Annotated in this window: 25 protein-coding genes and 1 tRNA gene; 16 read left to right on the top strand and 10 right to left on the bottom strand. The window is 63.4% G+C overall.

The features are described 5' to 3' along the window. Nucleotides 1-32 precede the first annotated feature (32 nt). The 3 genes from CXQ81_RS09495 to CXQ81_RS09485 are packed head-to-tail and all read left to right on the top strand — an operon-like array spanning nucleotide 33 to nucleotide 3,031. A complete protein-coding gene (locus tag CXQ81_RS09495; protein ID WP_007930215.1) occupies nucleotides 33-491 on the top strand; it encodes a tripartite tricarboxylate transporter TctB family protein in 459 nt (152 codons plus the stop codon). 1 nt (nucleotide 492) lies between these two features. Next, nucleotides 493-2,007, top strand: a complete 1,515-nt coding sequence (locus CXQ81_RS09490; RefSeq protein ID WP_101337086.1) for a tripartite tricarboxylate transporter permease — start codon at nucleotides 493-495, stop codon at nucleotides 2,005-2,007. Then, nucleotides 2,000-3,031 carry an AbrB family transcriptional regulator gene (locus tag CXQ81_RS09485; RefSeq protein WP_101337085.1) on the top strand — a complete coding sequence of 344 codons (1,032 nt, stop codon included), beginning with the start codon at nucleotides 2,000-2,002 and terminating at the stop codon, nucleotides 3,029-3,031. The genes CXQ81_RS09490 and CXQ81_RS09485 overlap by 8 nt, the downstream gene beginning before the upstream one ends. Before the next feature lie 172 nt (nucleotides 3,032-3,203). Here CXQ81_RS09485 and ung read toward each other — a convergent pair whose 3' ends face one another. Next, nucleotides 3,204-3,896, bottom strand: coding sequence for a uracil-DNA glycosylase (gene ung / locus CXQ81_RS09480; RefSeq protein ID WP_007929398.1), 693 nt, complete (start codon nucleotides 3,894-3,896; stop codon nucleotides 3,204-3,206). A gap of 131 nt (nucleotides 3,897-4,027) precedes the next feature. On the opposite strand from ung, the gene CXQ81_RS09475 reads away from it, so the two are divergent. Further along, the gene (locus CXQ81_RS09475; RefSeq protein WP_009042573.1) at nucleotides 4,028-5,140 is read left to right on the top strand and encodes an enoyl-CoA hydratase/isomerase family protein; all 1,113 of its coding nucleotides are present in this window, start codon (nucleotides 4,028-4,030) and stop codon (nucleotides 5,138-5,140) included. A 54-nt stretch (nucleotides 5,141-5,194) separates the two neighbouring features. Here the strand turns inward: CXQ81_RS09475 and CXQ81_RS09470 are convergent, their stop codons facing one another. Continuing rightward, complete coding sequence (locus CXQ81_RS09470; protein WP_009042572.1) at nucleotides 5,195-5,620, bottom strand: hypothetical protein; 426 nt, start codon at nucleotides 5,618-5,620, stop codon at nucleotides 5,195-5,197. 272 nt (nucleotides 5,621-5,892) lie between these two features. Between CXQ81_RS09470 and CXQ81_RS09465 the strand changes: the two genes are divergently transcribed. From CXQ81_RS09465 to CXQ81_RS09425, 9 genes are all read left to right on the top strand, one after another. Further along, nucleotides 5,893-7,380, top strand: coding sequence for a sensor domain-containing diguanylate cyclase (locus CXQ81_RS09465; protein WP_101337084.1), 1,488 nt, complete (start codon nucleotides 5,893-5,895; stop codon nucleotides 7,378-7,380). 7 nt (nucleotides 7,381-7,387) lie between these two features. Next, nucleotides 7,388-7,606, top strand: a complete 219-nt coding sequence (locus CXQ81_RS09460) for a cysteine-rich CWC family protein (RefSeq protein WP_274306756.1) — start codon at nucleotides 7,388-7,390, stop codon at nucleotides 7,604-7,606. 33 nt (nucleotides 7,607-7,639) lie between these two features. Further along, nucleotides 7,640-8,332, top strand: coding sequence for a pseudouridine synthase (locus CXQ81_RS09455; protein WP_101337083.1), 693 nt, complete (start codon nucleotides 7,640-7,642; stop codon nucleotides 8,330-8,332). 351 nt (nucleotides 8,333-8,683) lie between these two features. After that, a complete protein-coding gene (locus tag CXQ81_RS09450; RefSeq protein WP_101337082.1) occupies nucleotides 8,684-9,568 on the top strand; it encodes an alpha/beta fold hydrolase in 885 nt (294 codons plus the stop codon). A 202-nt stretch (nucleotides 9,569-9,770) separates the two neighbouring features. Then, nucleotides 9,771-9,844, top strand: a tRNA-Gly gene (locus CXQ81_RS09445). Nucleotides 9,845-10,276: 432 nt separating this feature from the next. Further along, a complete protein-coding gene (locus CXQ81_RS09440) occupies nucleotides 10,277-10,459 on the top strand; it encodes a type II toxin-antitoxin system HicA family toxin (RefSeq protein ID WP_087089111.1) in 183 nt (60 codons plus the stop codon). A 32-nt stretch (nucleotides 10,460-10,491) separates the two neighbouring features. Continuing rightward, entirely contained in the window at nucleotides 10,492-10,899 is a 408-nt protein-coding gene (locus tag CXQ81_RS09435) for a type II toxin-antitoxin system HicB family antitoxin (protein ID WP_007929416.1), read from the top strand. Between the two features lie 244 nt (nucleotides 10,900-11,143). Next, a complete protein-coding gene (locus tag CXQ81_RS09430; RefSeq protein ID WP_007929417.1) occupies nucleotides 11,144-11,611 on the top strand; it encodes a GAF domain-containing protein in 468 nt (155 codons plus the stop codon). A 129-nt stretch (nucleotides 11,612-11,740) separates the two neighbouring features. Continuing rightward, nucleotides 11,741-12,655, top strand: coding sequence for an SGNH/GDSL hydrolase family protein (locus tag CXQ81_RS09425; RefSeq protein WP_101337081.1), 915 nt, complete (start codon nucleotides 11,741-11,743; stop codon nucleotides 12,653-12,655). Nucleotides 12,656-12,688: 33 nt separating this feature from the next. Here CXQ81_RS09425 and CXQ81_RS09420 read toward each other — a convergent pair whose 3' ends face one another. Together CXQ81_RS09420 and CXQ81_RS09415 are read right to left on the bottom strand one after the other, a co-directional pair. Continuing rightward, nucleotides 12,689-14,467, bottom strand: a complete 1,779-nt coding sequence (locus tag CXQ81_RS09420; protein ID WP_007929420.1) for a GGDEF domain-containing phosphodiesterase — start codon at nucleotides 14,465-14,467, stop codon at nucleotides 12,689-12,691. Nucleotides 14,468-14,704: 237 nt separating this feature from the next. Further along, the gene (locus tag CXQ81_RS09415; RefSeq protein WP_101339395.1) at nucleotides 14,705-15,595 is read right to left on the bottom strand and encodes a LysR family transcriptional regulator; all 891 of its coding nucleotides are present in this window, start codon (nucleotides 15,593-15,595) and stop codon (nucleotides 14,705-14,707) included. Nucleotides 15,596-15,697: 102 nt separating this feature from the next. Here CXQ81_RS09415 and CXQ81_RS09410 point away from each other — a divergent pair, with 102 nt between their 5' ends. After that, nucleotides 15,698-16,360 carry an NADPH-dependent F420 reductase gene (locus CXQ81_RS09410; RefSeq protein WP_101337080.1) on the top strand — a complete coding sequence of 221 codons (663 nt, stop codon included), beginning with the start codon at nucleotides 15,698-15,700 and terminating at the stop codon, nucleotides 16,358-16,360. A 92-nt stretch (nucleotides 16,361-16,452) separates the two neighbouring features. Here CXQ81_RS09410 and CXQ81_RS09405 read toward each other — a convergent pair whose 3' ends face one another. Beyond that, entirely contained in the window at nucleotides 16,453-16,794 is a 342-nt protein-coding gene (locus tag CXQ81_RS09405; protein WP_087089123.1) for a YXWGXW repeat-containing protein, read from the bottom strand. 182 nt (nucleotides 16,795-16,976) lie between these two features. After that, nucleotides 16,977-17,507, bottom strand: a complete 531-nt coding sequence (locus CXQ81_RS09400) for a GNAT family N-acetyltransferase (protein WP_101337079.1) — start codon at nucleotides 17,505-17,507, stop codon at nucleotides 16,977-16,979. A 106-nt stretch (nucleotides 17,508-17,613) separates the two neighbouring features. Here CXQ81_RS09400 and CXQ81_RS09395 point away from each other — a divergent pair, with 106 nt between their 5' ends. Both CXQ81_RS09395 and CXQ81_RS09390 read left to right on the top strand, forming a co-directional pair. Continuing rightward, nucleotides 17,614-17,784, top strand: coding sequence for a YhfG family protein (locus CXQ81_RS09395; protein WP_007929425.1), 171 nt, complete (start codon nucleotides 17,614-17,616; stop codon nucleotides 17,782-17,784). Next, nucleotides 17,781-18,395: a Fic family protein gene (locus tag CXQ81_RS09390; RefSeq protein WP_101337078.1), complete on the top strand. Its 615-nt coding sequence runs from the start codon at nucleotides 17,781-17,783 to the stop codon at nucleotides 18,393-18,395. Before CXQ81_RS09395 ends, CXQ81_RS09390 begins: the two co-directional genes overlap by 4 nt. Before the next feature lie 76 nt (nucleotides 18,396-18,471). Here CXQ81_RS09390 and CXQ81_RS09385 read toward each other — a convergent pair whose 3' ends face one another. The 4 genes from CXQ81_RS09385 to CXQ81_RS09370 all read right to left on the bottom strand — a co-directional run bounded on the left by CXQ81_RS09385 (nucleotide 18,472) and on the right by CXQ81_RS09370 (nucleotide 23,864). Continuing rightward, the gene (locus tag CXQ81_RS09385) at nucleotides 18,472-19,488 is read right to left on the bottom strand and encodes an Ldh family oxidoreductase (RefSeq protein WP_101337077.1); all 1,017 of its coding nucleotides are present in this window, start codon (nucleotides 19,486-19,488) and stop codon (nucleotides 18,472-18,474) included. Nucleotides 19,489-19,577: 89 nt separating this feature from the next. Then, nucleotides 19,578-21,152, bottom strand: coding sequence for an aldehyde dehydrogenase (NADP(+)) (locus tag CXQ81_RS09380; protein ID WP_101337076.1), 1,575 nt, complete (start codon nucleotides 21,150-21,152; stop codon nucleotides 19,578-19,580). A gap of 52 nt (nucleotides 21,153-21,204) precedes the next feature. Continuing rightward, nucleotides 21,205-22,773, bottom strand: a complete 1,569-nt coding sequence (locus tag CXQ81_RS09375) for an APC family permease (RefSeq protein WP_007922737.1) — start codon at nucleotides 22,771-22,773, stop codon at nucleotides 21,205-21,207. Between the two features lie 170 nt (nucleotides 22,774-22,943). Further along, complete coding sequence (locus tag CXQ81_RS09370; protein ID WP_101337075.1) at nucleotides 22,944-23,864, bottom strand: dihydrodipicolinate synthase family protein; 921 nt, start codon at nucleotides 23,862-23,864, stop codon at nucleotides 22,944-22,946. Between the last annotated feature and the right edge of the window lie 62 nt (nucleotides 23,865-23,926).

Here is a 23,926-nt window from a genome sequence, read left to right as displayed (position 1 = left end):
CCTTTCTCGGGGGCGGGGCCCAGGAGTTTCCCATGCTCTTACAACGCCTTTTCGCCTCGCTGCTGCTCCTGGTCTGCCTGGGCCTGGCACTGATGGCCTGGCCCTACCAGGCCGCCTTTTCCTACGAACCGGTCGGCCCGCGCGCCTTTCCCCTGCTGATGCTCGGCCTGATGGGCCTGGCGCTGCTGTACATGGTGTTTCGCCCGGCGCCGATCAAGCACAGCGAAGACGAGCCGCCACTGGACCGTGAAACCCTGACCAAAATCAGCATCTGTGTGCTCCTGCTGCTGATCTTCGCCGGTCTGTTCGAACCCCTGGGTTTCATTCTCAGCAGCATCCTGATCGGCATTCCGATGGCGCGCCTGTACGGCGGTCGCTGGGTGCCCAGCGCCGTGGTCACCACGCTGATGGCCATCGGTCTGTACGTGCTCTTCGACCGGGTGATGGATGTACCACTGCCCCTGGGCCTGCTCGACGTTCTGGAGAACTGATATGGATACGCTTGGCTATTTGGGCCAGGGTTTCGGCGTCGCGCTGAGCCCCTACAACCTGGTCACCGCCCTGACCGGCACCCTGATCGGCACCGTGGTCGGCCTGCTCCCGGGCCTGGGCCCGATCAACGGCGTGGCACTGCTGATCCCGATCGCCTTCGCCCTCGGCCTGCCACCGGAGTCGGCGCTGATCCTGCTGGCGGCGGTTTACCTGGGTTGCGAATACGGTGGCCGGATCAGTTCGATCCTGCTGAACATCCCGGGCGAAGCCTCCACCGTGATGACCACCCTCGACGGCTACCCGATGGCGCGCCAGGGCCTGGCCGGGGTGGCTCTGTCGCTGTCGGCCTGGAGCTCGTTCATCGGCGCCTTCATCGCCACCTGCGGCATGGTGATGTTCGCCCCGCTGCTGGCGAAATGGGCGATCGCCTTCGGCCCGGCGGAGTACTTCGTGCTGATGGTGTTCGCCATAGTCTGCCTCGGCGGCATGGCCGGCGATCGTCCGATCAAGACCTTTATCGCCGCGCTGATCGGGCTGTTCATGTCGTCGGTCGGCATCGACGCCAACAGCGGCGTGTACCGCTTCACCGGCGATAACATCCACCTCACCGACGGCATCCAGTTCGTGGTGCTGGTACTGGGCCTGTTCTCCATCAGCGAAATCCTGTTGCTGCTGGAAAAAACCCATCGCGGCCAGGAAGCGGTGAAAGCCACTGGGCGCATGATGTTCAACTTCAAGGAAGCGGCGTCGGTGTTCGTGGTGAACATCCGTTGCGGCCTGCTGGGCTTCATCATGGGCGTCTTGCCGGGTGCCGGCGCGACCCTGGCCAGCGCCGTGGCCTACATGACCGAAAAACGCATCGCCGGCGCCAGCGGCAAGTTCGGCCAGGGCGACAAGCGCGGCCTGGCGGCACCGGAAACCGCGATCGGCGCCTCGGCCTGCGGCGCCCTGGTACCGATGCTGACCCTCGGCGTCCCGGGTTCGGGCACCACCGCGGTGATGATCGGCGCCCTGTCGCTGTACAACATCACCCCGGGTCCGCTGCTGTTCCAGCAGCAGCCGGACATCGTCTGGGGCCTGATCGCCTCGTTGTTCATCGCCAACATCATGCTGGTGATCCTCAACATTCCGATGATCCGCGTCTTCACCCGCATCCTCGCCGTGCCGAACTGGGCCCTGGTGCCGGTGATCGCAATCATCACCGGGATCGGCGTCTACGCGGTGCACGCCACCACCTTCGACCTGTTCCTGATGGTCGGCATCGGCATCTTCGGCTACATCCTGCGCAAGCTGGATTTCCCGCTGTCGCCAGTGTTGCTGGGCTTTATCCTCGGCGGGTTGATGGAACAGAACCTGCGTCGCGCACTGTCGATCTCCAACGGCGCGATGGAAATCCTCTGGTCCAGCCCGATCACCGTCGGCGTCTGGGTGCTGACCGTGATCATGCTGCTGATGCCGATGATCCGCATCTGGCGCAAGCATTCGGCCCTGCAACGCGCCGTGGCCGATGTCTGAGGTCAGCTTCAAACAGTGGTGGGGTACGCCCCTGGTCGGTCTGGCCGGCGGTTACCTCGCCAGCCAGATCGGCTGGCCGCTGCCGTGGATGGTCGGCTCGTTGCTGGCGATCATCCTGGTGCGCTGCCTGACGCCCTGGCAATTGGGGGAAATTCCCGGCGGCCGCAAATGCGGGCAATGGGTGGTGGGGATCGGCATCGGCCTGCACTTCACACCAGTGGTGATGGAACAGGTCATGAGCCACTTCGGCCTGATCTTCTTCGGTGCCCTGGTCACCAGCCTGTCCAGCGTGGTCGGGGTCTGGCTGCTGCGGCGCACCGGTGAGGACCGGGCCACCGCGTTCTTCTCCAGCATGCCGGGCGGCTCCGGCGAGATGGTCAACCTCGGCGCGCGCAACGGCGCGGTGCTCAGCCGCGTGGCGGCCGGGCAGAGCCTGCGGGTGCTGGTGGTGGTCCTGTGTGTACCGGCGGCCTTCAAGTACCTGCTCGGTGAAGGCGTGCCCCAACTGCATCCGGCCAGCGTCGATTGGCGCTGGCTGGCCGTATTGTTTCCGGCGGGCGCCCTGCTCGCCTGGCTCTGGCAACGCCTGCGCCAGCCCAACCCCTGGCTGTTCGGGCCGCTGCTGGTCAGCGCCGCGGTCAGTATCGGCTGGGACCTGCATATCGGCCTGCCGGACGGCGGCAGCCAGATCGGCCAGTGGCTGATCGGCAGCGGCCTGGGTTGTCACTTCAATCGCCAGTTCTTCCGTCGCGCGCCCTCATTCATGGGCCGCACCCTGATCGGCACGGCGCTGACCATGCTGATCGCCAGCCTCGCGGCCGTGGCCCTGAGCGCCTTGACTCATCTGGACTTGCGTTCGCTGACGTTGGGCATGATGCCCGGCGGCATCGCGGAAATGAGCCTGACGGCCGAGACCCTGCAACTGTCGGTGCCGCTGGTGACGGCGATGCAGGTGATGCGCTTGCTGTTCGTGCTGTTTCTGGCCGAGCCGCTGTTCCGGCATTGGGACAAGAAACCGGACTGAAGCCGGTCCCCTGTAGCCGCTGCCGCAGGCTGCAATCGACCCCGAAGGGGGCGCGATGTTCAGCGTCGCCGAGGTCCTTCGGACCTATCGCAGCCTGCGGCAGCGGCTACAGGGTTTTGCGTTGATTCTGCAGGAGCGAGGCTTGCCCGCGATAACGGCCTTCAACCCCCCATCAAACCGCCGGCAACCGCCATTCGATCGGCGTCTCGCCATTCTGCTCGAGGTACTTGTTGGTCCGGCTGAAATGCCCGCAACCGATAAAGCCGCGGTAGGCCGACAGGGGCGACGGGTGCACCGAGGTCAGCACCAGGTGCTTGGTGGCATCGATCAGCTTCTGCTTGCTCTGGGCATGGGCCCCCCACAGCAGGAACACCAGGTGCGGCTGGTGCTCGCTCACCACTTCGATGATCCGGTCGGTGAAGTGCTGCCAGCCCCTGCCCGCGTGAGAAGCGGCGTTGGCCCGTTGCACGGTCATGGTGGTGTTGAGCATCAGCACGCCCTGGTCGGCCCAGCTCTGCAGGTAGCCGTGGTTGGGCATGTCGATGTTCAGGTCGCGCTTGAGCTCTTTATAGATGTTCACCAGGGACGGCGGCGCCGGTACGCCCGGCTGCACCGAGAAGCACAGGCCGTGGGCCTGGCCCGGGCCGTGGTAGGGGTCCTGGCCGAGGATCACCACCTTGACCTTGTCCAGCGGGGTCGAATTCAGCGCATTGAAAATCAGCGGGCCCGGCGGGTAGATCTCCTTGCCAGCGGCATGTTCCTGACGCAGGAACTCGCGCAACTCCGCCATATAAGGCTGGTCGAATTCGGCACGCAGCGCCTGCTTCCAGCTGGGTTCGAGTTTGATACGGTCGTCATCGGTCATGGTTGCACCCGGTAAAATCAATGGGCGCACCCTAGGAAAGCCCACCACGCTTGTCAATTGATCTGACGCAGAACCGCCACTTTCGCCTATAGCGATCATACTGAACGCTCAAATTCCCGATCGAGGTCACGATGAATCTGCACTTCGAAGAACTCACCGGCACCGACGGCGCGCGCATCGCAATTGCCAGCCTGGATGCCGAACACTCCCTCAACGCCTTGTCCCTGCCAATGATCCATCTGTTGAGCGACCGCCTGGAAGCCTGGGCCAAGGACCCGCAAGTGGTCTGTGTGCTGTTGCGCGGCAACGGCGCCAAGGCCTTTTGCGCCGGCGGCGAAGTGCGCAGCCTGGTCCAGGCCTGCCTGGCCCACCCCGGCGAAGTACCGCCGCTGGCCGCGCAGTTCTTCGCCGCGGAATACCGTCTCGACTACCGTCTGCACACCTACCCGAAACCGCTGATCTGCTGGGGCCACGGCTATGTGCTCGGTGGCGGCATGGGCCTGCTGCAGGGCGCCAGCATCCGCATCGTCACGCCAAGCAGCCGCCTGGCGATGCCGGAAATCAGCATCGGCCTGTACCCGGATGTCGGCGCCAGTTGGTTCCTCTCGCGCCTGCCGGGCAAGCTCGGGCTGTTCCTCGGCCTGACCGGCGCGCACATCAACGGCCGCGACGCCATCGACCTGGACCTGGCCGACCGCTTCCTGCGGGACGACCAGCAAGAAGCGCTGATCAACGGGCTGCTACAGCTCAACTGGCAGGAACAGACGCCGATGCAGCTCAACAGTCTGCTCAAGGCCCTGCAACAGGAGGCCGTCGAACAAATGCCCGCAGCCCAGTGGCTACCACGGCGCCAGCAGATCGACGAGTGGCTGGACGTCAGCGATGTACGCTGTGCCTGGCGAGCCATCAGCCAGTTGCACAATCACTCCGATGCCCTGCTGGCGCGGGCGGCGAAAACCCTCAGTGAAGGCTGCCCGCTGACCGCCTGCCTGGTCTGGGAGCAGATCCAGCAGGCCCGGCACCTGTCCCTGGCGCAGGTGTTCCAGATGGAATACACCCTGAGCCTGAACTGCTGCCGGCATCCCGAATTCAGCGAAGGGGTGCGGGCGCGCCTGATCGACAAGGACCACAAGCCCCGCTGGCACTGGCCGGACATCAACAGCATCCCCGACGCCGTGGTCGAGGCGCATTTCCACAAGGCCTGGGAAGGTCGTCACCCCTTGGCGGATCTGTCGGACTTCTGAAAACCAGCCATGAAAAAGCGGCGCTCCAGGCGCCGCTTGTTGGTTGTGGGTAGATCAGCGGTTGTGGTGGCGGTCACGGCGGTGATCGTCGCGACCGCGATCGCTCCAGTCTCGACCGCCACGCCGGCCGTCATGGTCGCGGCGGCCGTCATGGCGCCGATAGTCGTTGTTCCAGCCCTGGCGGTGGCCATCCCAGCCACGGTTTGGGTAGGCGCGATAAACGGCCCGCGGCGCCGACTGGTAGTAACGCGGTGCCGGCTGGTAATACCGGGGCTGGTAGTACCGCGGCGCTGGTTGGTAATAACGCGGCGCGTAATAGCCGCGACCGGAAGAATAATAGGAACCGCCGTAGTAGACCGGCGCCGGCGTCGTATAGACCTCAGAGCGGTAGTAAGTGGAACCTCCGTCGTAGTCGTAATAGGGAACGCAGGCAGAAAGAGCCAAACCCAGGAACGCAGTGAGAAGAATTCGACGATACATGGCGGCCTCCTGGACCGCTGATGGGCCATGCCAGCGACGCTGGCCGGCGGCAGCCAAGGATGTTCTGGCTGACGAAATATCTGACCGCGAAAACCGGGTCTGGTGCGATTTTGGTTACACCTTGATACAAGTCGCCAGGCAAGGATTTTGGATCCGAAAACGGCCGGTTTTCGCGGGCTGTATGCCATTGCTGGCGAGCGATCAAATGGCGCAGCTACCCGTCGGCGCGGCCACTAGAATGCTTGCATCGGGTCACGGCCACGGAGTCACCCATGCCGCTTAGCTCCCCGCTGTATTCGCAACGCTGGCTGATCATCACGCTCATCGCGCTGCTGGGCGGCGGTTTTATGGTCACCTCCTTGCTCAGCTATTACGCCTCGCGAACCTCGATCCGCGACAACATCGTCAACACCGAGCTGCCGCTGACCTCCGACACCGTGTATTCGGAGATCCAGAAAGACCTGGTACGACCGATCCTGATTTCTTCGATGATGTCCCGCGACACCTTCATGCGCGACTGGGTGATGGCTGGCGAACGCGATCCCGAGCAGATGACCCGCTACCTCAATGAGGTGATGACCCACTACGGCGCCTACACCGCCTTCTTCGTCTCCAACAGCAGCCTGACCTACTACCACGCCAAAGGCGTGCTGAAGAAAATCGCTCCTGATACCCCCCGCGACGCCTGGTATTTCCGGGTCCGCGACATGGCCACCCCGTATGAAATCAACGTCGATCCGGATCAGGCCAACCAGAACAACCTGACGTTTTTCATCAACTACAAGGTCTACGACTACCAGGACAATCTCATCGGCGCCGCCGGTGTCGGCCTCAAGGTAGATGCCGTGATCAAGCTGATCGACCGCTACCAGCAGCGTTATCAGCGCAGCGTGTATTTCGTCGATACCCAGGGCCGGATCGTCCTCACCGGGGCCGAAGGCGGCCCGCAGGGCGCTCGGGCCGGACAGTTGCTGTTCGAACTGGAAAACCTGCGCGACCTGCAGGCCAGGCTGCCCAAGCCCCACAGCGGCAACTATGAGTACAGCGCCCCAGACCAGCGGCACTTCCTCAATGTGCGGTTCATTCCCGAACTGAACTGGTACCTGCTCGTCGACAAGCGCGAGGACAGCGCCCTGGGCGATATCCGCCGCTCGCTGTATCTCAACCTGCTGATCTGCCTGGCGATCACCCTGATCGTGCTGACCCTGCTCAATGGCGTAGTCAGACGCTTCCAGCGCAAGATCGAAACCCAGGCCACCCTCGACAGCCTCACCGGCCTGCCCAACCGCCGCGGCTTCGACTTGCTGGCCGCCCAGGCCATGCTCGAAGCCCAGCGTGAGCCCAAGCCGCTGGCCGCCCTGCTGCTCGACCTGGACCACTTCAAACGCCTCAACGACACCTACGGCCACCTCGCCGGCGACCAGGTGTTGAGCGGCTTCGCCCGGCACCTGGCAAGCTGCCTGCGCCAGTCCGATATCGTTTGCCGTTGGGGCGGCGAAGAGTTCATCGTGCTGCTCAAGGACACCGACAGCGCCACGGCGCTGAAGATCGCCGAGAAAATCCGCCTGCTGATCGAGCAACAGCGCTACACCTATGAGGGCAGGAATATGCGGCTGACCGTCAGCATCGGCGTGACCACATTGCAGGCGGACGATACCCTGCACAGCCTGCTATCGCGCGCCGACCATGCGATGTACCGTGCCAAGCAGACCGGCCGTAACCGAACCTGCGTGGAAATGCCTCACTCCCGTTATGAATGAACCGACCCTGAACAACCCCAGCCTCTGCCCGGCCTGCGGCGCCCGCAACGACTGCAGCCTGGCCGACCCGCGTACCGCCGACCAGGCCTGCTGGTGCTACAGCGTGAGCATCGACCCGGCGGTGCTCGAAGCCCTGCCGCCGGAGCTGCGCGATCGCGCCTGCCTGTGCCCGCGCTGTGCCCGGGTCGATGCGCAACTGCAAGCGGCCGCCCGGCCGATCCCGTAAGATGCGCAGCCTTTTGCCAGCCTGCCGATAGCCATGCGCGTTGACCGTTTCCTCAGTAACCTGCCCCGCTTCAACCGCCAGCAGGTGCGCCTGCTGCTGGTGGCAAAGCGCATCCGTATCGACGGCCAGGTGGTCAGCGACCCCCATGCCGAGGTGCGCGAGTTCAGCCGGGTCGAGCTCGACGACGAAGTGCTGCAGGCCGGCAAGCCGCCGCGCTATTTCATGCTGCACAAACCCATGGGCTGCGTCAGCGCCACCCGCGATCCCGAACACCGCACCGTGCTCGACCTGCTGGACGAACCGGACAAGCACGAGCTGCACATCGCCGGTCGCCTGGACTACAACACCACCGGTTTGCTGATCCTCACCAACGATGGCAGCTGGTCGCGGCGCTTGACCCAGCCGCAGACCAAACTGCCGAAGCGCTACTACGTCGAGACCGAGCAGGACATAGGCCCGGAGTACGCCGAGACCTTCGCCCGGGGCCTGTACTTCGCTTTCGAGGACCTCACCACCCTGCCCGCCGAACTGCAGATCCTCGGCCCCCAGTGTGCGCGGCTGAGCATCATCGAAGGCCGCTACCACCAGGTCAAACGCATGTTCGGTCATTTCGACAACAAGGTCTTGCGCCTGCACCGCGAACGCATGGGACCGCTGGCCCTCGACGAAAACCTGGCGCCCGGCGAGTACCGGCCGCTGACCGATGAAGAAATCCGCCTGGTCTGAGCGCCTACAATTTCCGTAGCCGCTGTAAGCCATCGACGATGCGATGACCATTCAGCCGAAGTTGTCGAACAATTTACCAACGGCACTTGCGAGACGGCGTTCTCCCTGCTTGAATCAGTCCGTCGGCCGAAATGTGACCGATGAGTCACGAACATACTTCTAAGAAATCCTTTGCCGTCCGAGCCGCCTGTGCTCATTCCTGTTGTCCGGCAAATTGCCCGCCTATAACAACACCCGTCGACCATCTGTGCGGATCGACATGGGCTAAAAAATTCCAGGCGTATGCCTACCTGTCACAAATCTCGTGCACCCTCGGTTGCGCGCATACCCGCTTGCCAGGAGTCTTATGACATGAGGCCAGAAATCGCTGTGCTGGATATACAAGGTCAGTATCGGGTTTACACGGAGTTCTATCGCGCAGATGCCGCAGAAAAGACCATCATTCTGGTCAACGGCTCAATGGCCACCACTGCCTCTTTTGCGCAGACCGTGAAGAACCTGCATCCGCAATTCAATGTGGTGCTCTACGACCAGCCCTATGCCGGTCGTTCGAAAGCCCACAACAGGCACGAGAAAATGCTCACCAAGGAAGTCGAGGGGCTGATCCTGCTGGAGCTGATCGACCACTTCGCCGCCGAGCACGTGATGTCGTTTTCCTGGGGTGGCGCGCCGACGCTGCTCGCCCTGGCGCAGCGCCCGCGGCGCATTGAAAAGGCGGTGATCAGCTCGTTCTCGCCAGTGATCAACGAGCCGATGCGCGACTACCTCGAACGCGGTGTCGATTACCTCGGCAGCCGGGACGGCGACCGTGTCGGGCACCTGGTCAACGAGACCATCGGCAAGCACCTGCCGTCACTGTTCAAGCGTTTCAACTATCGCCACGTCAGCACCCTGGCCGAGCATGAATACGGGCAGATGCACTTCCACATCAGCCATGTCCTCAGCAGCGACCGCCAGTGCTACCTGAAAGCGGCGAAGAACATCGAGGTACCGGTGCTGTTCATGAACGGTGAATGGGACGAATACACCGCCGCCAATGACGCCCGGCTGTTCGGCAACCATGTCCGGCACTCGACGTTCAGCACCATCCAGGCCGCCGGGCACTTCCTCGACATGGAACACAAGGCCGCCTGCCGGGACAGCCGTAACGCGCTGATGGGGTTCCTCAAACCGACCCAGCACACCAGTCGTCCGCGTTATCACTACCTGCAGGACCACCATGCCCTGGCTATCTGAAGTGGCGTCATCGCGAGCAACTCGTCCCCTGCCCCAGAAGCGAGCTTGCCCGCGATAGACCGCAAGCCGGTCTTCGCCCCGTCGCCGCGATGACGGCGTAGAAGCGTGCCTGCGTGCATTTCCCACCGCTTCGCAAACACAGGCCCGGCAAAGAAAAACTTCAAATCCGCGCGCACTTCTGGTACAAAGTCAGCCGCTCCGAGCGGGTGTCGTATAATGGCATTACTCCAGCTTCCCAAGCTGATAACGAGGGTTCGATTCCCTTCACCCGCTCCACTTCATTCGAGTCCAGCGTCAGGCCCTGCCGACGCGGGATACAGAAACAAAAAAACCGGTCCTCGAGTGACCGGTTTTTTTATGGGCGCCTTATCAACCTGCGGCCACGATAAACGAGCGCGGAAATGGCAATAACCCCGAATAGCCCCGTGCTGTCCTCCAACGCCTCGGCCGGGTTCGCTCATCTTCAAAGATGACCATCGAGTACTCCTGTCGGTCCTCAACGCAATCAGCTTGGCCAGTACTTCGGCAGATATCGCGGTTCGAGAAGGATCCTGCAACACAGCCAGCGCTTTTATCCGCCGCGTTCCAAACTCGCTCTTTCTACACTTCAGCCTGCGGAGTTCCCCTGCCAACGACCGTCGGGCGGGCCAGGTATTGAACACATTTTTTTGGTAGGTATAGTAACCACCGGCATCACAAGGAGGTGATGTGGACAGTCGGTATTTGATCGGCCAAATCGTCGCAGACGGTTGGTATCTGGTCAGGGTCAGAGGCAGTCACCATCATTTCAGGCATCCCAGTAAACCGGGGCTGGTGACAGTGCCACATCCCAAAAAGGACCTGCTGAGAAAAACCGCCATCAGCATTCTGAAACAGGCGCTGCTTATGTGAAGGTGATTCACCGCGCCCTGGAGGTTCCGCACATGCTTTACCCGATTGCAATTTCAATGGGCGATGACGAACACGCCTGGGGGGTGGAAGTCCCCGATATTCCTGGCTGTTTCTCGGCCGGTGACGACCTCGACGACGCCATGGCCATGGCCCGCGAAGCCATCGAAGGGCACTTCGAGATTCTCGCCGAAGACGGTGCCCCCATCCCGCACGCCAACAAGGTCACCCTGCACGCGGCCAACCCTCAGTACGCAGGCTGCACCTGGGCGCTGATCGACATCGATGTCACCAAGTACCTGGGCAAGGCGCAGAAGCTCAACATCACCCTGCCCGGTTACTTGCTGAACCGCATCGACGAATACGTGCTGCATCACCCGGAAGCCAAGAGCCGCTCGGGGTTTCTCGCTTCGGCTGCACTGAAGGTTTTGCAGCAAGACTGAACACACCGCCCTGACCGAAGAACGTGAATAGCCAATAAGGCTGTTGGTGGCCGCTCAACGCTGGACCGGCTAGCGCTCGCGCAAAAGAAGAATCGGCCCGGCGTGGCCGATTCTTTTGTCCCCCAGCGCTGCCTCGGCAACGAACTGCAAACGAATATAAGCAAGGACCCATTCGGTATTTAAAGCCGCCCCACCCGCCCCGTTATAGTCGGCCCTCCCCAGGTTAAACAGACAGGAGGCCCAGGTGGCCAAGTCTTCTCCGTTGTTCGACTCGCTGCAGGCCGATATCGACGCCCTGGCCAGGCAACTGGGCGTCAGCTCGATCCTGATCATGCGTTCGCTGCCCCAGCACATGCAGGTCGAAGCTTCGGGCGGGCGGCATGAGGACACTTATCCGATTGGTGCCCAGGGCCAGAAAAGCAGCCTCGCGCACAACGGCCAGGCGCTGTATTGCGAGCGCGTGGTGGACAGCGGCCAGCCGCTGTACGTCAAGGATTCGCGCCTGGAAGCCGAGTGGGCAGGCAACGAGGACGAGGTCGAATTCGGCCTGAGCAACTACCTGGGTTACCCGGTGCGCGATGCCGATGGCGAGGTGTTCGGCACCGTCTGCGCACTGGATGAAAGCGCCAGGCAATACAGCGCCGAGGAACAGGCCGCGCTGGAGGCGTTCCGGCAAAAGGTCGAGGCCCTGCTCGCCCGTTCGCCGCGGTGAAACTTTAGTCGTACAGGTCGCCCACAGGCACGCGCGGACGAGTACGGCTAAGCCCAGGTCGCATCCGGCGCATCGGCAACGCTCGAAACTTCTACGATGAACCCTCGCCTTTCACCGTAGAGACCGCCCATGCGCCTGATCCTGCTCGCTCCCTTGCTCGCACTTTCGTTGGCCGCCGGCAGTTGCCTGGCGGGCCCGTCGTTCGATCATCTCTACGCCTTCGGCGACAGTTACTCCGACAACGGCGCCAGCGACCGCTTGACCCGGGACATGCTCGCCCAGCAGTTCAAGGACGCCCAGCAACTGCCCGGCGAGCTGTATTGGCAAGGCCACTGGAGCAACGGCCCGACCGCCGTGGAAGTACTTGCCAAAAGCCTGCGGTTGCCCCTCACCGACCACGCCGTTGGCGGCGCGAAAAGCGGGCAGAACAATTACTACGCCTGGATGACTGCGTACCGCGACACAGGAGTGAGCGGGCAGATCGACGACTACCTGGCCAACGCCAAAGGCCAGGCCGACCCTCGCGCGCTGTACTTCATCTTCATCAGCGCCAACGACTTTTTCGAGCATGCCGACTTCGGCCACAAGGAGCCGATCGACGAACTGGCCACCAGCAGCATCGACCATATCCAGAATGCCGTCAGTCGTCTGGCCAAGGCCGGCGCCAGGCATTTCCTGGTGGTCGGCAGCACCGACCTGCGCCATGCCCCGGCGGTGGTGGCCAGCGGGCAGAGCGAACAGGCGCTGCGCTATCAACGGATACTTGAACGGCAACTGCCGTCGCTGCTGGTGGCCGAGAGCAAAAAGCTCAATGTAAAAATCACCTACTTCGACCACATCGCCTTCAGCGATCAACTGCGCCGCCGGCCTGCCGAGCATGGCCTGGCCCAGCTCGACCGACCGTGCCAGCCGACCTATCCCGAGGTGAAGCCGGCGTGCGCCCATCCAGACGAATATTTCTATTGGGATGAATGGCACCCGACCCGCAAAGTCCATGCCCTGGCGGGCGAAGCCATGGCCAAGACCCTCGGCCAGGCCCGCTAAGGCACAGCCTCGCCGGCGAGCAGCAGGCCTGCCCTAGACGCAAAGCTGCAACGGGAACCGGTTCGCCCCGCTCCAGGCCAGGAAGCGTTCCTGCAGCATCGGCCTGGCGAGGAAATAACCCTGGGCTTCATCGCAACCGAACGTGTAGAGCATCTGCAAACATTTGAAACTCTCGATGCCCTCGGCCACGGTGCGATAACCCAGCTCGCGGGCCAGGCTGATGATCGAGCGGGTGATCTTCTGGTGCTGGGTGTTGCGCTCAAGGTCGGTGATCATCGATTTGTCGAGTTTCACCACGTTGGCCGGGATCTGGTGCAGGTAGGCAAAGTTGCTGTAGCCAGTGCCGAAATCATCGATGGCCACGTCCATGCCCAGCTCGCGAATGCGCGTCAATTGCGCCAGGACATTCGGGTTGGAACGCAGCCACTCGCCCTCGGTGATCTCCACTTCGAGCCGCCGTGGGTCGATGCCATGCAGCTCACAGGCGCGGCGGATCAGCTCGGCGATATCCTGGTCCTCGAAATCCTTGGGCGACAGATTGATCGACAGCTTGCAGCTCTCGGGCAGGCCCCAGGTGCGCAACTTGCTCAACACCGTATCGATGACCCAGCGGGTCACCTGATGAATCAGGCCGTTGCGCTCCATCACCGGAATGAACTCGGCGGGCGAGATCGGCCCCAGCCACGGATGTTCCCAGCGCAGCAAGGCTTCGGCACTGACCTGGGCTCCGTCGGGCAGGGCGAAACGTGGCTGGAACATCAGGTAGATCTGGCCACTGCGCAAGGCGTCGTTGAGGTCCGACGCCAGGTTGAACGCGCGGCGCTGGGCGTGATCGCGCCCGGCATCGTAATGCGCCCAGAAACTGCGCCCGGCCATGGCCAGCTCCAGGGCGAACATGGCCTTGCGCAAGGCATCGTCCACCGACTGGGTATCGATCTCGAACTCCACGGTTCCGGCGCATACCGTGGGAATCATGGGAAACCCCAGCCCGGGCGGCTGGCGACGCAGGCGACTGACCAGCGCATCGAGCAGTCTATCGAGCCCCTCGGCCGGCGCCGGCAGCAGGAAGCCGAAGCGCTTGACCGACACGTGATAGACCCGCACATGCCGCCCCAGGTACTCCTGCAAACGCAGCGCGAGAAAACGGATGATGGTCTCGAAAGGCGCCAGTCCCAGGGCCAGGGTCAGTTCGTGGGCCACCTTCATGTCCAGGGCATCGATCAGCACCAGCACGCGCTGTTCGCCGATGTGGTGCTCGACCAGGTCACGCAGGTCGCTCTGGAACTGCTCGCGATTGGCCAGGCCGCTGACCGGGTCGCGACGACGCTGGCGCTGGCGCTGCTCGACCTGCTCCATGACCATCGCCGCCATGTCCCGCAACTGCTGGCGTTCGACGATGCTCAACTGCTGCTCGACCTTGTCGATGATGCACAGGCTGCCGATGGCATAACCGGACGCGGTCAACAGCGGCGCCCCGGCGTAAAAGCGGATGCCCTGGCCTCGGGTCACCAGCGGGTTGTCCTGGAAACGCGGATCGAGCGCCGCGTTGCGCACCTCCAGCACTTCGCGGCCTTGCACCGTGAAGGCGCAGAACGACTGGCTGATGGGGGTCTGCGGCTCATCGAAACCCACCCGCGACTTGAACCACTGACGATCACGGTCCACCAGGCTGATCAAGGCGGTAGGCACCTTGAAGTACTCGGCCGCCATGCGGCAGATCCGGTCGAAATTCTCGCAACTGGCGGTGTCCAGCAACTCCAGGGCATGCAGGGCGGCCAGGCGCCGCTCCTCGGCAATCGCCTTATCGGGCATACACGACCTCGGGCCGGGACAACGCGATCATCACAATAAACAACCTATTCGCAGGGAGGCTGGAGGGGGAGCGACGGGGATGAAAGCGATAGTGGCATTAGGACATCCCGGCCACCAGAATGACTGACGGGCAGGCGCTTGCCAAACCCATCCGTCGGACGAACGGTATTGGTTACAAAAAAGCTTGGTTCTCAAGAGCTTCGGTCTAGAGCGCTTCGACGGTTTTCGACGTTGCTCTCAGGCGCCGAAACGAGCGATCGCCGCATCGACGAAGTGCCGCAGCTTAGCGGTCATCTGCCGGTCCGGCCGGTACAGCAGATGCATCGCGCGACTCGGCGCCTCATAGCCGGGTAGCAACTGCACCAATTCCCCCGCGGCCCGCGCCGGTTCGAGAAAATCCGCCGGCCCCAGGACGATGCCGAAGCCATCCACGGCCGCCGACAGCAGGGCCTTGCTCTCGTTGACCTGCAAGCGGCTGCGCACCTGAACCTCATGTATCTGGCCGTCGTGGCGGAACTGCCATTGGTTGTCCGCCGGCCGCGACCAGTAGGCGTACCCCAGGCATTCATGCTGTTCGAGATCGGCCGGAACCCGTGGCGTGCCCCGGGCGGCGAGGTAGGCAGGTGCCGCGCAGGCGATCAGGCGATAGGGCGCCAGCGGCCTGGCGGTCAGGCTGGAATCGGCCAGCGGGCCGATACGAAAGGCCGCCTCGTAGCCCTCCTCCACCAGGTCGATGTAGCGATCGGTGAGGTGCAGGTCGATTTCCACCTGCGGATGCTCGCGCAAAAACGCCGTCACGAACGGCATGAGGCTGTAGGAGCCGAAGGTCACCGGCGCACTGATGCGCAACTTGCCCCGGGGCGTGGCGTTCATGATCTGCGCCAGGGAATCGGCAGCCTGGGCTTCGCCGAGGATGTGCTTGCAGCGCTCGAGGTAGGCACTGCCCAGCTCGGTCAGGCTCTGCCGGCGCGTGGTGCGGTTGAGCAGGCGCGCGCCCAGCCGCTGCTCCAGCGCCGCCACATGCTTGGCGACCATCTGCGGCGACAGTCCCAGGCGGGTCGCCGCACGAGCGTAGGAACCGCTTTCGGCGGCCGCGACAAAGGCCTCCATGCTGGTCAGACGATCCATCATTCAACACTCCCAGTAACGAGACCAAGTACCAGGCGCTTATTTATCGCCATCTAGTGTCGAATCATCATAGCCGCTCGACCCTTTCAACGGAGCATGGACATGCGTATCGGCATTATCGGAGCAGGTTTTATCGGGCGCGCCGTGGCGCAACTGGCCCTGGCGGCGGGGCATGAGGCGATGCTCAGCAACTCCCGCGGCCCGCAGACCATGAGCAGCGTGGCCAGCGGCATTCGCGGCAGCCGCATCGGCAGCGTCGAAGACGCCGTACAGTTCGGCGAGCTGGTGCTGGTGGCCATCCCGCTGGCCCATTACCGTAGCCTCCCCGCGGCCCTGCTGGCCGGCAAGACGGTGCTGGACGCCAATAACTATTACCCAAACCGCGACGGCCATATCGAAGCCCTGGACCGCTTCGAAACCACCACCAGCCAATTGCTCGCCGAACACCTCGAAGGCGCCAGGGTGGTGAAGGTGTTCAATGCCATCCTCGCCCAGGACCTGCTGACCGACGCCCGCCCCGGCGGTGCCCCTGATCGCCGCGCCCTGCCGATTGCCGGCGACGATCCGCAGGCCAAGGCGCAGGTCGTGCAATTGCTCGACGAGCTGGGTTTCGACACGGTCGATGGCGGCGGCCTGGCGGACAGCTGGCGTTTCGAACGGGCCAAACCGGCCTACTGCATCCCGCTGGATAAACCGGGGCTGCGCGCGGCCCTGGCACAGGCGCAACGAGAAGTCGAACTGCCCGAAGGTTCGTGGCGCTCCTGACGCCAAGGCATGCAGCGTTCTGCGAGCGCAAAAAAAAAACGACCCGTTCGGGTCGTTTTCATAGGTTTGCCTGTGTGCCGGTTCGCCTTCGCTCAACTGGCCCAGCCACCCGCATGCAGGTGCCAGCCATCGCCGCGACGCTCCCAGAACGGGTGCACATAATGGTACCCGGGACGCAACGGCTCCCAGTGACCATGGACCGCCACATACTGCCGGCCATCCCAGTGCCAGTAAGCCCTGGACCAGACATAACCCGGGCGATGCATGGGCTCGACTTCGATGACCCGCACCGGCGGTGGCTGCGGCGCAACCACCTCGGCGTATTCCACCGGCGCCGCGCGTTCGACCACCCGCCGCTCATGCACCACCCGTTCCTGCACACACCCGGAGGCCACTACGACCACCGCCACCAGAGCCGTGTAACGTAACAACATGCTGCCTCCCCGGCGCTTGACGCCGACGCTTGAACTGCTGACAACGCCCCCTGCAACCACCCGGCTCCTGCCAGGCGTAAGACGTGTTTTAACAGCTCGAAACTGTCTGCTAGCTGAACTTGATAGCAGCAGGCAGATAGCGGCAGCAAGGTGGCGACAAACGGCCAGTCAGCGGCGGCAGATCAACGTCCTCGGGCGTCGAAATCCGCCCGGGTCATCTCGAAAAACTTGCTCGGCAGTCCCTCGAACTCGCCATCGCGCACAAAACGAAAACCCAGCTTGCGCGCCACCCCCAGCGAGGCCTCGTTCAAGGCATGGGCATCGGCGACGATGCGCTCGACCCTTGCCCCGAGAAAAGCGTGCTCGACGATGCGCCCCGCCGCCTCGGACGCAACACCCCTGCCCCACGCCCGGCGCACCAGGCGCCAGCCCATTTCCAGTTCCGGGCCGACAGCCTCGTAGGGAATGAACGACACCCAGCCGAGAAACTCCTCCGGCGCGGACTTGGCAAAGATCGCCCAATAGCCGCAGTGCTCACCAAAATCGCGCTCCATACGCGAACGCACGAAATCGCGGTGCTCCTCGCCACCGTCCCAGGGGCCGGGAAGGTAACGGGTGACGTGCGGATCGAGGTCCATGGCGATGCACGCCTCGAAGTGTTCGAGGGTACGCGGGCGCAGCAACAGGTTGGGGGTTTCGAAGTGAAGGTTCATCAACTGGATATCCGTATTCAGGAAGATTGAAACGAGCGATGAACGATAACAAAGCCCCCCCTGCTATCAGCTATAATTTCCCATCACTCGCACAGAGGGGCCGGATATGGAAAAGCTGAGTTTTCAAGCTAAAAAAGCCTACTTCGCCAAGCATCGTAAATCCAACTTCAGCGCCAGTCTGCGCCTTGAAGGTTTCGCCACATCGCTCAACGATGAGGAATGCAAACTGCCCTCCCGCAAAGCAGCACTCAAAGCCGTTCAACAACTCAAAGTGTGAATACCGACAAGTACGGCGTTGGCCATGACCCGGATTGCTACCCGGGAACCGATGTCCTGAAAAACCTCCTGGATTTGCGTGATGAGCGAGACCTCAACGAGGCAGAACGCTATCTCACCGAGAAGTGCGCAACGCAGTTCGAATTCCAGGAACCGCCCTACAGTCTGGCAACCTTGAAAGACATCCATCACACGCTGTTTTCGCGGATCTACAGTTGGGCAGGCGAACTGAGAACAGTGAAGATCAGCAAGGGTGGCAATCAGTTCTGTATCCCCGAGCGCATCGAACCGGAAGCGACCAAAGAATTCAGCCGGCTCAAGGCTGCAGGCTGGTTTGACGGTTATTCACGTGAACAGCTGGTAGTTGCCTGCGCCGAGTCTTACGGAACGATCAACGTCCTGCATCCCTTCAGGGAAGGCAACGGGCGAACCCAACGCATCCTTTTCGAATGGATCATCGTCAACGCCGGCTATGAAATCGATTGGTGGGCGGTTGACCAACAAGAATGGGTTGCAGCCAACATCAGTTCATTCCACGGCAATGGTCACCATCTGAATCAGATATTCGAGCGCTGCATCGGTATGCCGATTCAAGAAGACGTTCATTCATAGCCCGGAACTGAAACGATCACTTGTTGAACGATTACGGCCCCTCTGTAGATGAGCTTGCTCGCTACAAGAATCGCGGTTACTGCGCCAACAGCGCCTGGATATCGTTGAACAGCGCGCGGGGGATCTTTACGCCGTGTTGCGTGCTGCGGGCCCTGGCTTCGAAACGCCGCTGCGACGGCAGCCGCGCGCCCTGCCCCGTGATGGCCGCGAACAGTCCTTCGGCGCGTTCCAGACCTTTCTCGTAGTCCTGCCCCAAAAACACCTGCGGATCGAACGCCAGGATCAGCTCGCCATGGCAAGGCGCGGCGCCGACGCCAGCGTCGAAGGCCATGGACTCAGCGCTGGTGAGGTCGCCGATCAGGGCGCCGGCCAGCAGTTCGATCATCGCCGCCAGGGCTGAACCCTTGTGCCCGCCGAAGGTTTGCATGGCGCCTTGCAGGGCTGCCCTGGCATCCGTGGTCGGTTGGCCCTGGGCGTCGATGGCCCAATGCTCGGGGATGGCTTTGCCTTGGCGCGCGTGCAATTCGATATCGCCGCGGGCGATGGCGCTGGTGGCGAAGTCGAACACGAACGGCTGGCCCGCCGGCCGTGGCCAGGCGAACGCCAGGGGGTTGGTGCCAAACACCGGCTTGCTGCCGCCGGCCGGCGCCACCCAGCTGTGGCTGGGGTTCATGGCGATGCCCACCAACCCCTCGGCGGCAATCGCCTCGACCTCCGGCCACAGCGCCGAGAAGTGGAAACACCGCTTGATCGCCATGGCCGCCAGCCCCTGATTGCGGGCCTTTTCCGCCAGCAACGGCAAGCCGGTCTGGAACGCCAGCAAGGAATAGCCGTAGTGCGCATCCACCTCCAGCACGCCCGCGGAAATAGACCGCAGGCTCGGCTCGGCCAGCGGGTCGACCTTGCCCTCGCGCACGGAGCGCACACAACCCAGCAGGCGGTACACCCCGTGGGAATGGCACTCGTCGCGCTGGCCCTGGGTGATGACCTCGGCAATGGCCCAGGCATGGGCATTGGACAGGCCGTGGCGGGTCAGCACCTTGAGGGACAGGTCATGGACTTCGGCGAGGGAAAGAGTGACGAGATCGGACATGGGGCTTGTGCTCCGATAAAAACCGTGGGGGCCATAAAACCCGGCCCTATGGGGTTGAGGGTGAGAACGCCGCAGGCCTGCGGCAGCGGCTACAACGGGCGCTCGCCGTTGAGACGCTGTGGAACCTGCCAGGGGTTGTCGTTGCGCAAAGCCTGCGGCAGCAGTGCTGGCGGCAAGTCCTGGTACGACACCGGGCGCAGGAAACGCTGGATCGCCAGGCTGCCCACCGAGGTGGTGCGCGTATCCGAGGTGGCGGGGAACGGCCCGCCATGGACCATGGCATGGCCAACTTCGACACCGGTGCCAAAACCGTTGACCAGCAGACGGCCGGCCTTTCGCTCCAGCAACGGCAACAGTTCCCGGGCTTGCGGATGGTCGTCGTCACTCAGGTGCAGGGCGATGGTCAGCTGACCTTCCAGGCTCGCCAGCAGCACTTTCATCTGCGCGGCATCGCTGCAACGCACGATCAACGAGGCCGGGCCGAAGACCTCCTCGCGCAGTGCAGCGCGGGCCATGAAGGCCTCGGCCGATGTGGCGAACAGCGCGGCACGGGCCTGATAGCGCTGGCCATCGGCGCCCTGCCCCAAGGGCTCCACCTCGGCATGCCGCAGCAGCCGCTCGACGCCCTGGCAGTAGCTGCCATGAATACCTGGCGTCAACATGGTCTGCGCCGGCGCCAGCTTGAGCACGGCTGCCGCCGCGGCTTCGAATGCGCGCAACGCCGGGCTGTCGACCGCGAGGAGCAAACCCGGGTTGGTGCAGAACTGCCCGGCGCCCAGGGTCAGGGAGCCGACAAAGGCCTGGGCGATGGCTTCGCCGCGCTCCGCCAGTACATTGGCCAACAGCAGCACCGGGTTGATCGAACTCATCTCGGCATAGACCGGGATCGGTTCCTCGCGGGCCGCGGCGATCTTCATCAACGCCACGCCGCCGTTGCGCGAACCGGTAAAGCCCACGGCCTTGATCCGACTGTCCGCCACCAGCCCCTGGCCAATGCTGCGGCCGGCATCGAACAGCAGCGAGAACACCCCTTCCGGCAGCCCGTGGCTGTGCACCGCCTGCTGGATCGCCTGCCCTACCAGTTCCGAAGTACCGGGGTGCGCCGAATGCGCCTTGACCACCACCGGGCAACCGGCGGCCAGCGCCGAGGCGGTGTCGCCGCCGGCCACGGAAAACGCCAGGGGAAAGTTCGAGGCACCGAACACCGCCACCGGCCCGATGGCGATCTGGCGCAGGCGCAGATCCACCTTGGGCAAGGGCTGGCGCTCCGGCTGGGCCGGGTCGATGCGCGCCTCCAGGAAGCTGCCGTCGCGCACCACCGCCGCGAACAACCGCAGCTGGCCTACGGTGCGCCCGCGCTCGCCTTCCAGGCGGGCACGGGGCAAGCCGGTTTCGCTCATGCAGCGCTCGATCAGCTCATCACCGAGGGCGAGGATGTTGCCGGCGATGCTCTCCAAAAAAGCCGCCCGTTGTTCCAGGCTGATTTCCCGGTAGCGGTCGAATGCCGCCTCAGCCAGGGCACAGGCGCGTTCCAGGTCGTTCGGGCCGGCGCCGCCAAAACCCGGCGCCAGGATCTCGCCGGTGGCGGCAGCCAGTGCATGCACTTCGCCGTGGCCACCCCGCACGCGGGTTTGGCCGATCAGCAGTTGTCCTGTTACAGGCATGGGTTACCTCTCTGAATAAATGGCGTGAGCTGAATGGATGCCTGGGCTGTGCTCATTCGTCTGCCCCTTCCAACAGCAGCTTGCTGCCTGGCACCCCGGTGTTGGCGCCCCAGTAGTAGATGCACAGGGCCATGAGGGTGACGACCAGGGTGTCGTAGGGGTGAGTGAGCACACCGATCCCGCCGAAGCTGCCCAGGTAGGAAATGACCATGGTCAGGGCGTAAAAGGCGATCAGCCACAGGGACGAGCGCACCTGTTCGGTCAGGCTCAGGTGGTCGGTGGGCACCAGGCGCCTGCAGCCCAGGTAGATGACGAACATCAGGATCTGCAGGCCCAGCAGCCAGGACACCGTGCTCCAGCCGGACCAGTAGACGATCAGCGCGGCGATGACGAAGGACACCGGCCCCAACAGGCCGAAGCCACTGACCCGGAACGGCCGCGGCAGGTCCGGCGCACTCTTGCGCAGCGCCGCCACGCTGATCGGGGCAATCGCGTAACTCAGCACCAGGGCCGCCGACACCACATTGATCAGCGCTTCCCAGGACGGGAACGGCAAGGTCCAGAACACCGACAGGCCGAAGGTCAGCCACAGCGCCGGGCGCGGGATGCCGGACTGCTCGTCGATGCGAGTGAAGATCTTGAAGAAGGTCCCGGTCTTCGCCCAGCCGTACACCACCCGTGGCGTGGCGTTCATGTAGATGTTGCCGCAGCCGCTGGGGGAAATCACCGCGTCGGCCACCACCAGGTAGGCCAGCCAGCCGACGCCCAGGGTCAGGGCGATGTCGCGGTACGGCAGGGAGAATTGCTTGCTGATGCTGCTCCAGCCGTTGGCCAGCATGTCGGTGGGAATGCTGCCGAGGAACGCCAGTTGCAGCAGGCCGTAGATCAGGGTCGAGAGCAGGACCGAAAGGATCAGCGCGATGGGAATGGTGCGCTGTGGATTGCGCACTTCGCTGGCCACCGAAATGATCGGCGTCAGGCCCAGGTAGGCGAAGATGATGCCGCCGGCGGAGACCGCCATTTCGATGCCGGACAGCCCGAAGGGAGCAAAGCCCTGGACGTGGAAATTCTCCGCTTTGAAGAAGGTGAACAGCACGCCGATGACCAGCAGCGGCACGACGAACTTGAACAGGCTGATGAGGTTGTTGGACTTGGCGAAGGTCTTGACGCTGGAGTAGTTGAGCCAGAAGAACAGGCACAACAGGGCGAACTGCACCAGCCAGCCGAGCAGGGTCGGGTTGCTGTTGCCGGCATGGGTCAGCCCCGGAAACCAGGCCGCTGCGTATTGCCGCGCCGCCACCACTTCAATGGCCACCAGGCTGGAAAACGCGATCAACGTGATGAAGCCCATCAGGTAGCCCAGCAGCGGCCCATGGGAGAACACCGGATAACGCACCACCCCGCCCGCTCGCGGCAGGGCCGCGCCCAGTTCGCAATAGACGATGCCCAGCAGCAGGACGGCGAAACCGCCGAGCAGCCAGGAGAAGATCCCCGCCGGCCCGGCGATGGCCGAGACATGGCTGGCGGCGAACAACCAGCCGGAACCGAAGATCGCCCCCAGGCCGATGAAGGTGAGGTCAACCAGAGAGAGCTGTTTCTTGAATTTGCCTTGGCCTGACATAGGCGCGCCTTCTTATTGAGTTATTGGAGTAGGCAGATCGAATGTCGCGCCGGCCTCCTGCGAGCAGGCTGCCGACGGGGTGAAACACGGCACTGCGCGAGTGCCTGATGGTTCTTCTCGTGGACCAGGCCGCCCCGCGAGCCACTGCGCGGGGCGGCCTGTCGGCTGGCTTACAGACCGACGTCCGGCAACTGCGGACGCTCGGCCAGGGCCTTGGCGACTATCGCCTTGACCTCGGCCAGGGTCTCGCCCTGCAGGGCCAGGCGCGGCGGGCGGGTGATCGAGGAACCGCGACCGACCAGTTCCTCGCAGAGCTTGATGCACTGCACCAGGTCCGGACGCGCATCCAGGTGCAGCAGCGGCATGAACCAGCGGTACAGCGCCAGGGCTTCCTCGAAGCGTTTTTCCCTGGCCAGGCGGAACAGGGTTTCGCCCTCTTTCGGGAAGGCGTTGGACATGCCGGAGACCCAGCCTTCGGCGCCGACGGCGATGCTTTCCACCACCACGTCATCCAGGCCGGCGAACAGCACGAAGCGGTCGCCCACGGCATTGCGCAGGTCGATGAAGCGCCGGGTGTCGCCGGAGGAGTCCTTGAAGCAGACGATGTTTTCGCAGTCCTGCAGGGCGATCAGCACGTCCGGGGTGACGTCGTTTTTGTAGATCGGCGGGTTGTTGTAGACCATCACCGGCAGGTCGGTGCCGGTGGCAATGGCACGAAAGTGCGCGGCGGTTTCATGGGACTTGGCCGAATACACCAGGGCCGGCATGACCATCACCCCGTCGACCCCGACCCTGGCCGCTTCGCGCACCGTGTTGCGGGCGAACTCGGTGGTGAACTCGGCGATCCCGGCGATCACCGGTACGCGGCCGCCGGCGGCGTCCTTGGCGACCTCGATCACCGAGAGTTTTTCCGCGGTGCTCAGCGAGGTGTTTTCGCCCACGGTGCCGCACACCACCAGGCCCGACACACCGTCGGCCACCAGGTTGCGCATGACGCTGTGGGTGGCGTCCAGGTCCAGGGAAAAGTCGGGTTTGAACTGGGTGCTGACGGCAGGGAATACACCGCTCCAGTGGATGGCTTTACGGCTCATGGTCTTGTCCTTGTTGGTTGAGTCGGTCGGGGCCGACAGGCGTTGGAAACGAAAAACAGATT

It is taken from the genome of Pseudomonas sp. 09C 129, assembly GCF_002843625.1.
GTDB classification, from domain to species: Bacteria; Pseudomonadota; Gammaproteobacteria; order Pseudomonadales; family Pseudomonadaceae; genus Aquipseudomonas; species Aquipseudomonas chlororaphis.
The sequence above is the reverse complement of the archived record's forward strand: the minus strand, read 5'-3'. Positions and strand labels throughout refer to the sequence as shown.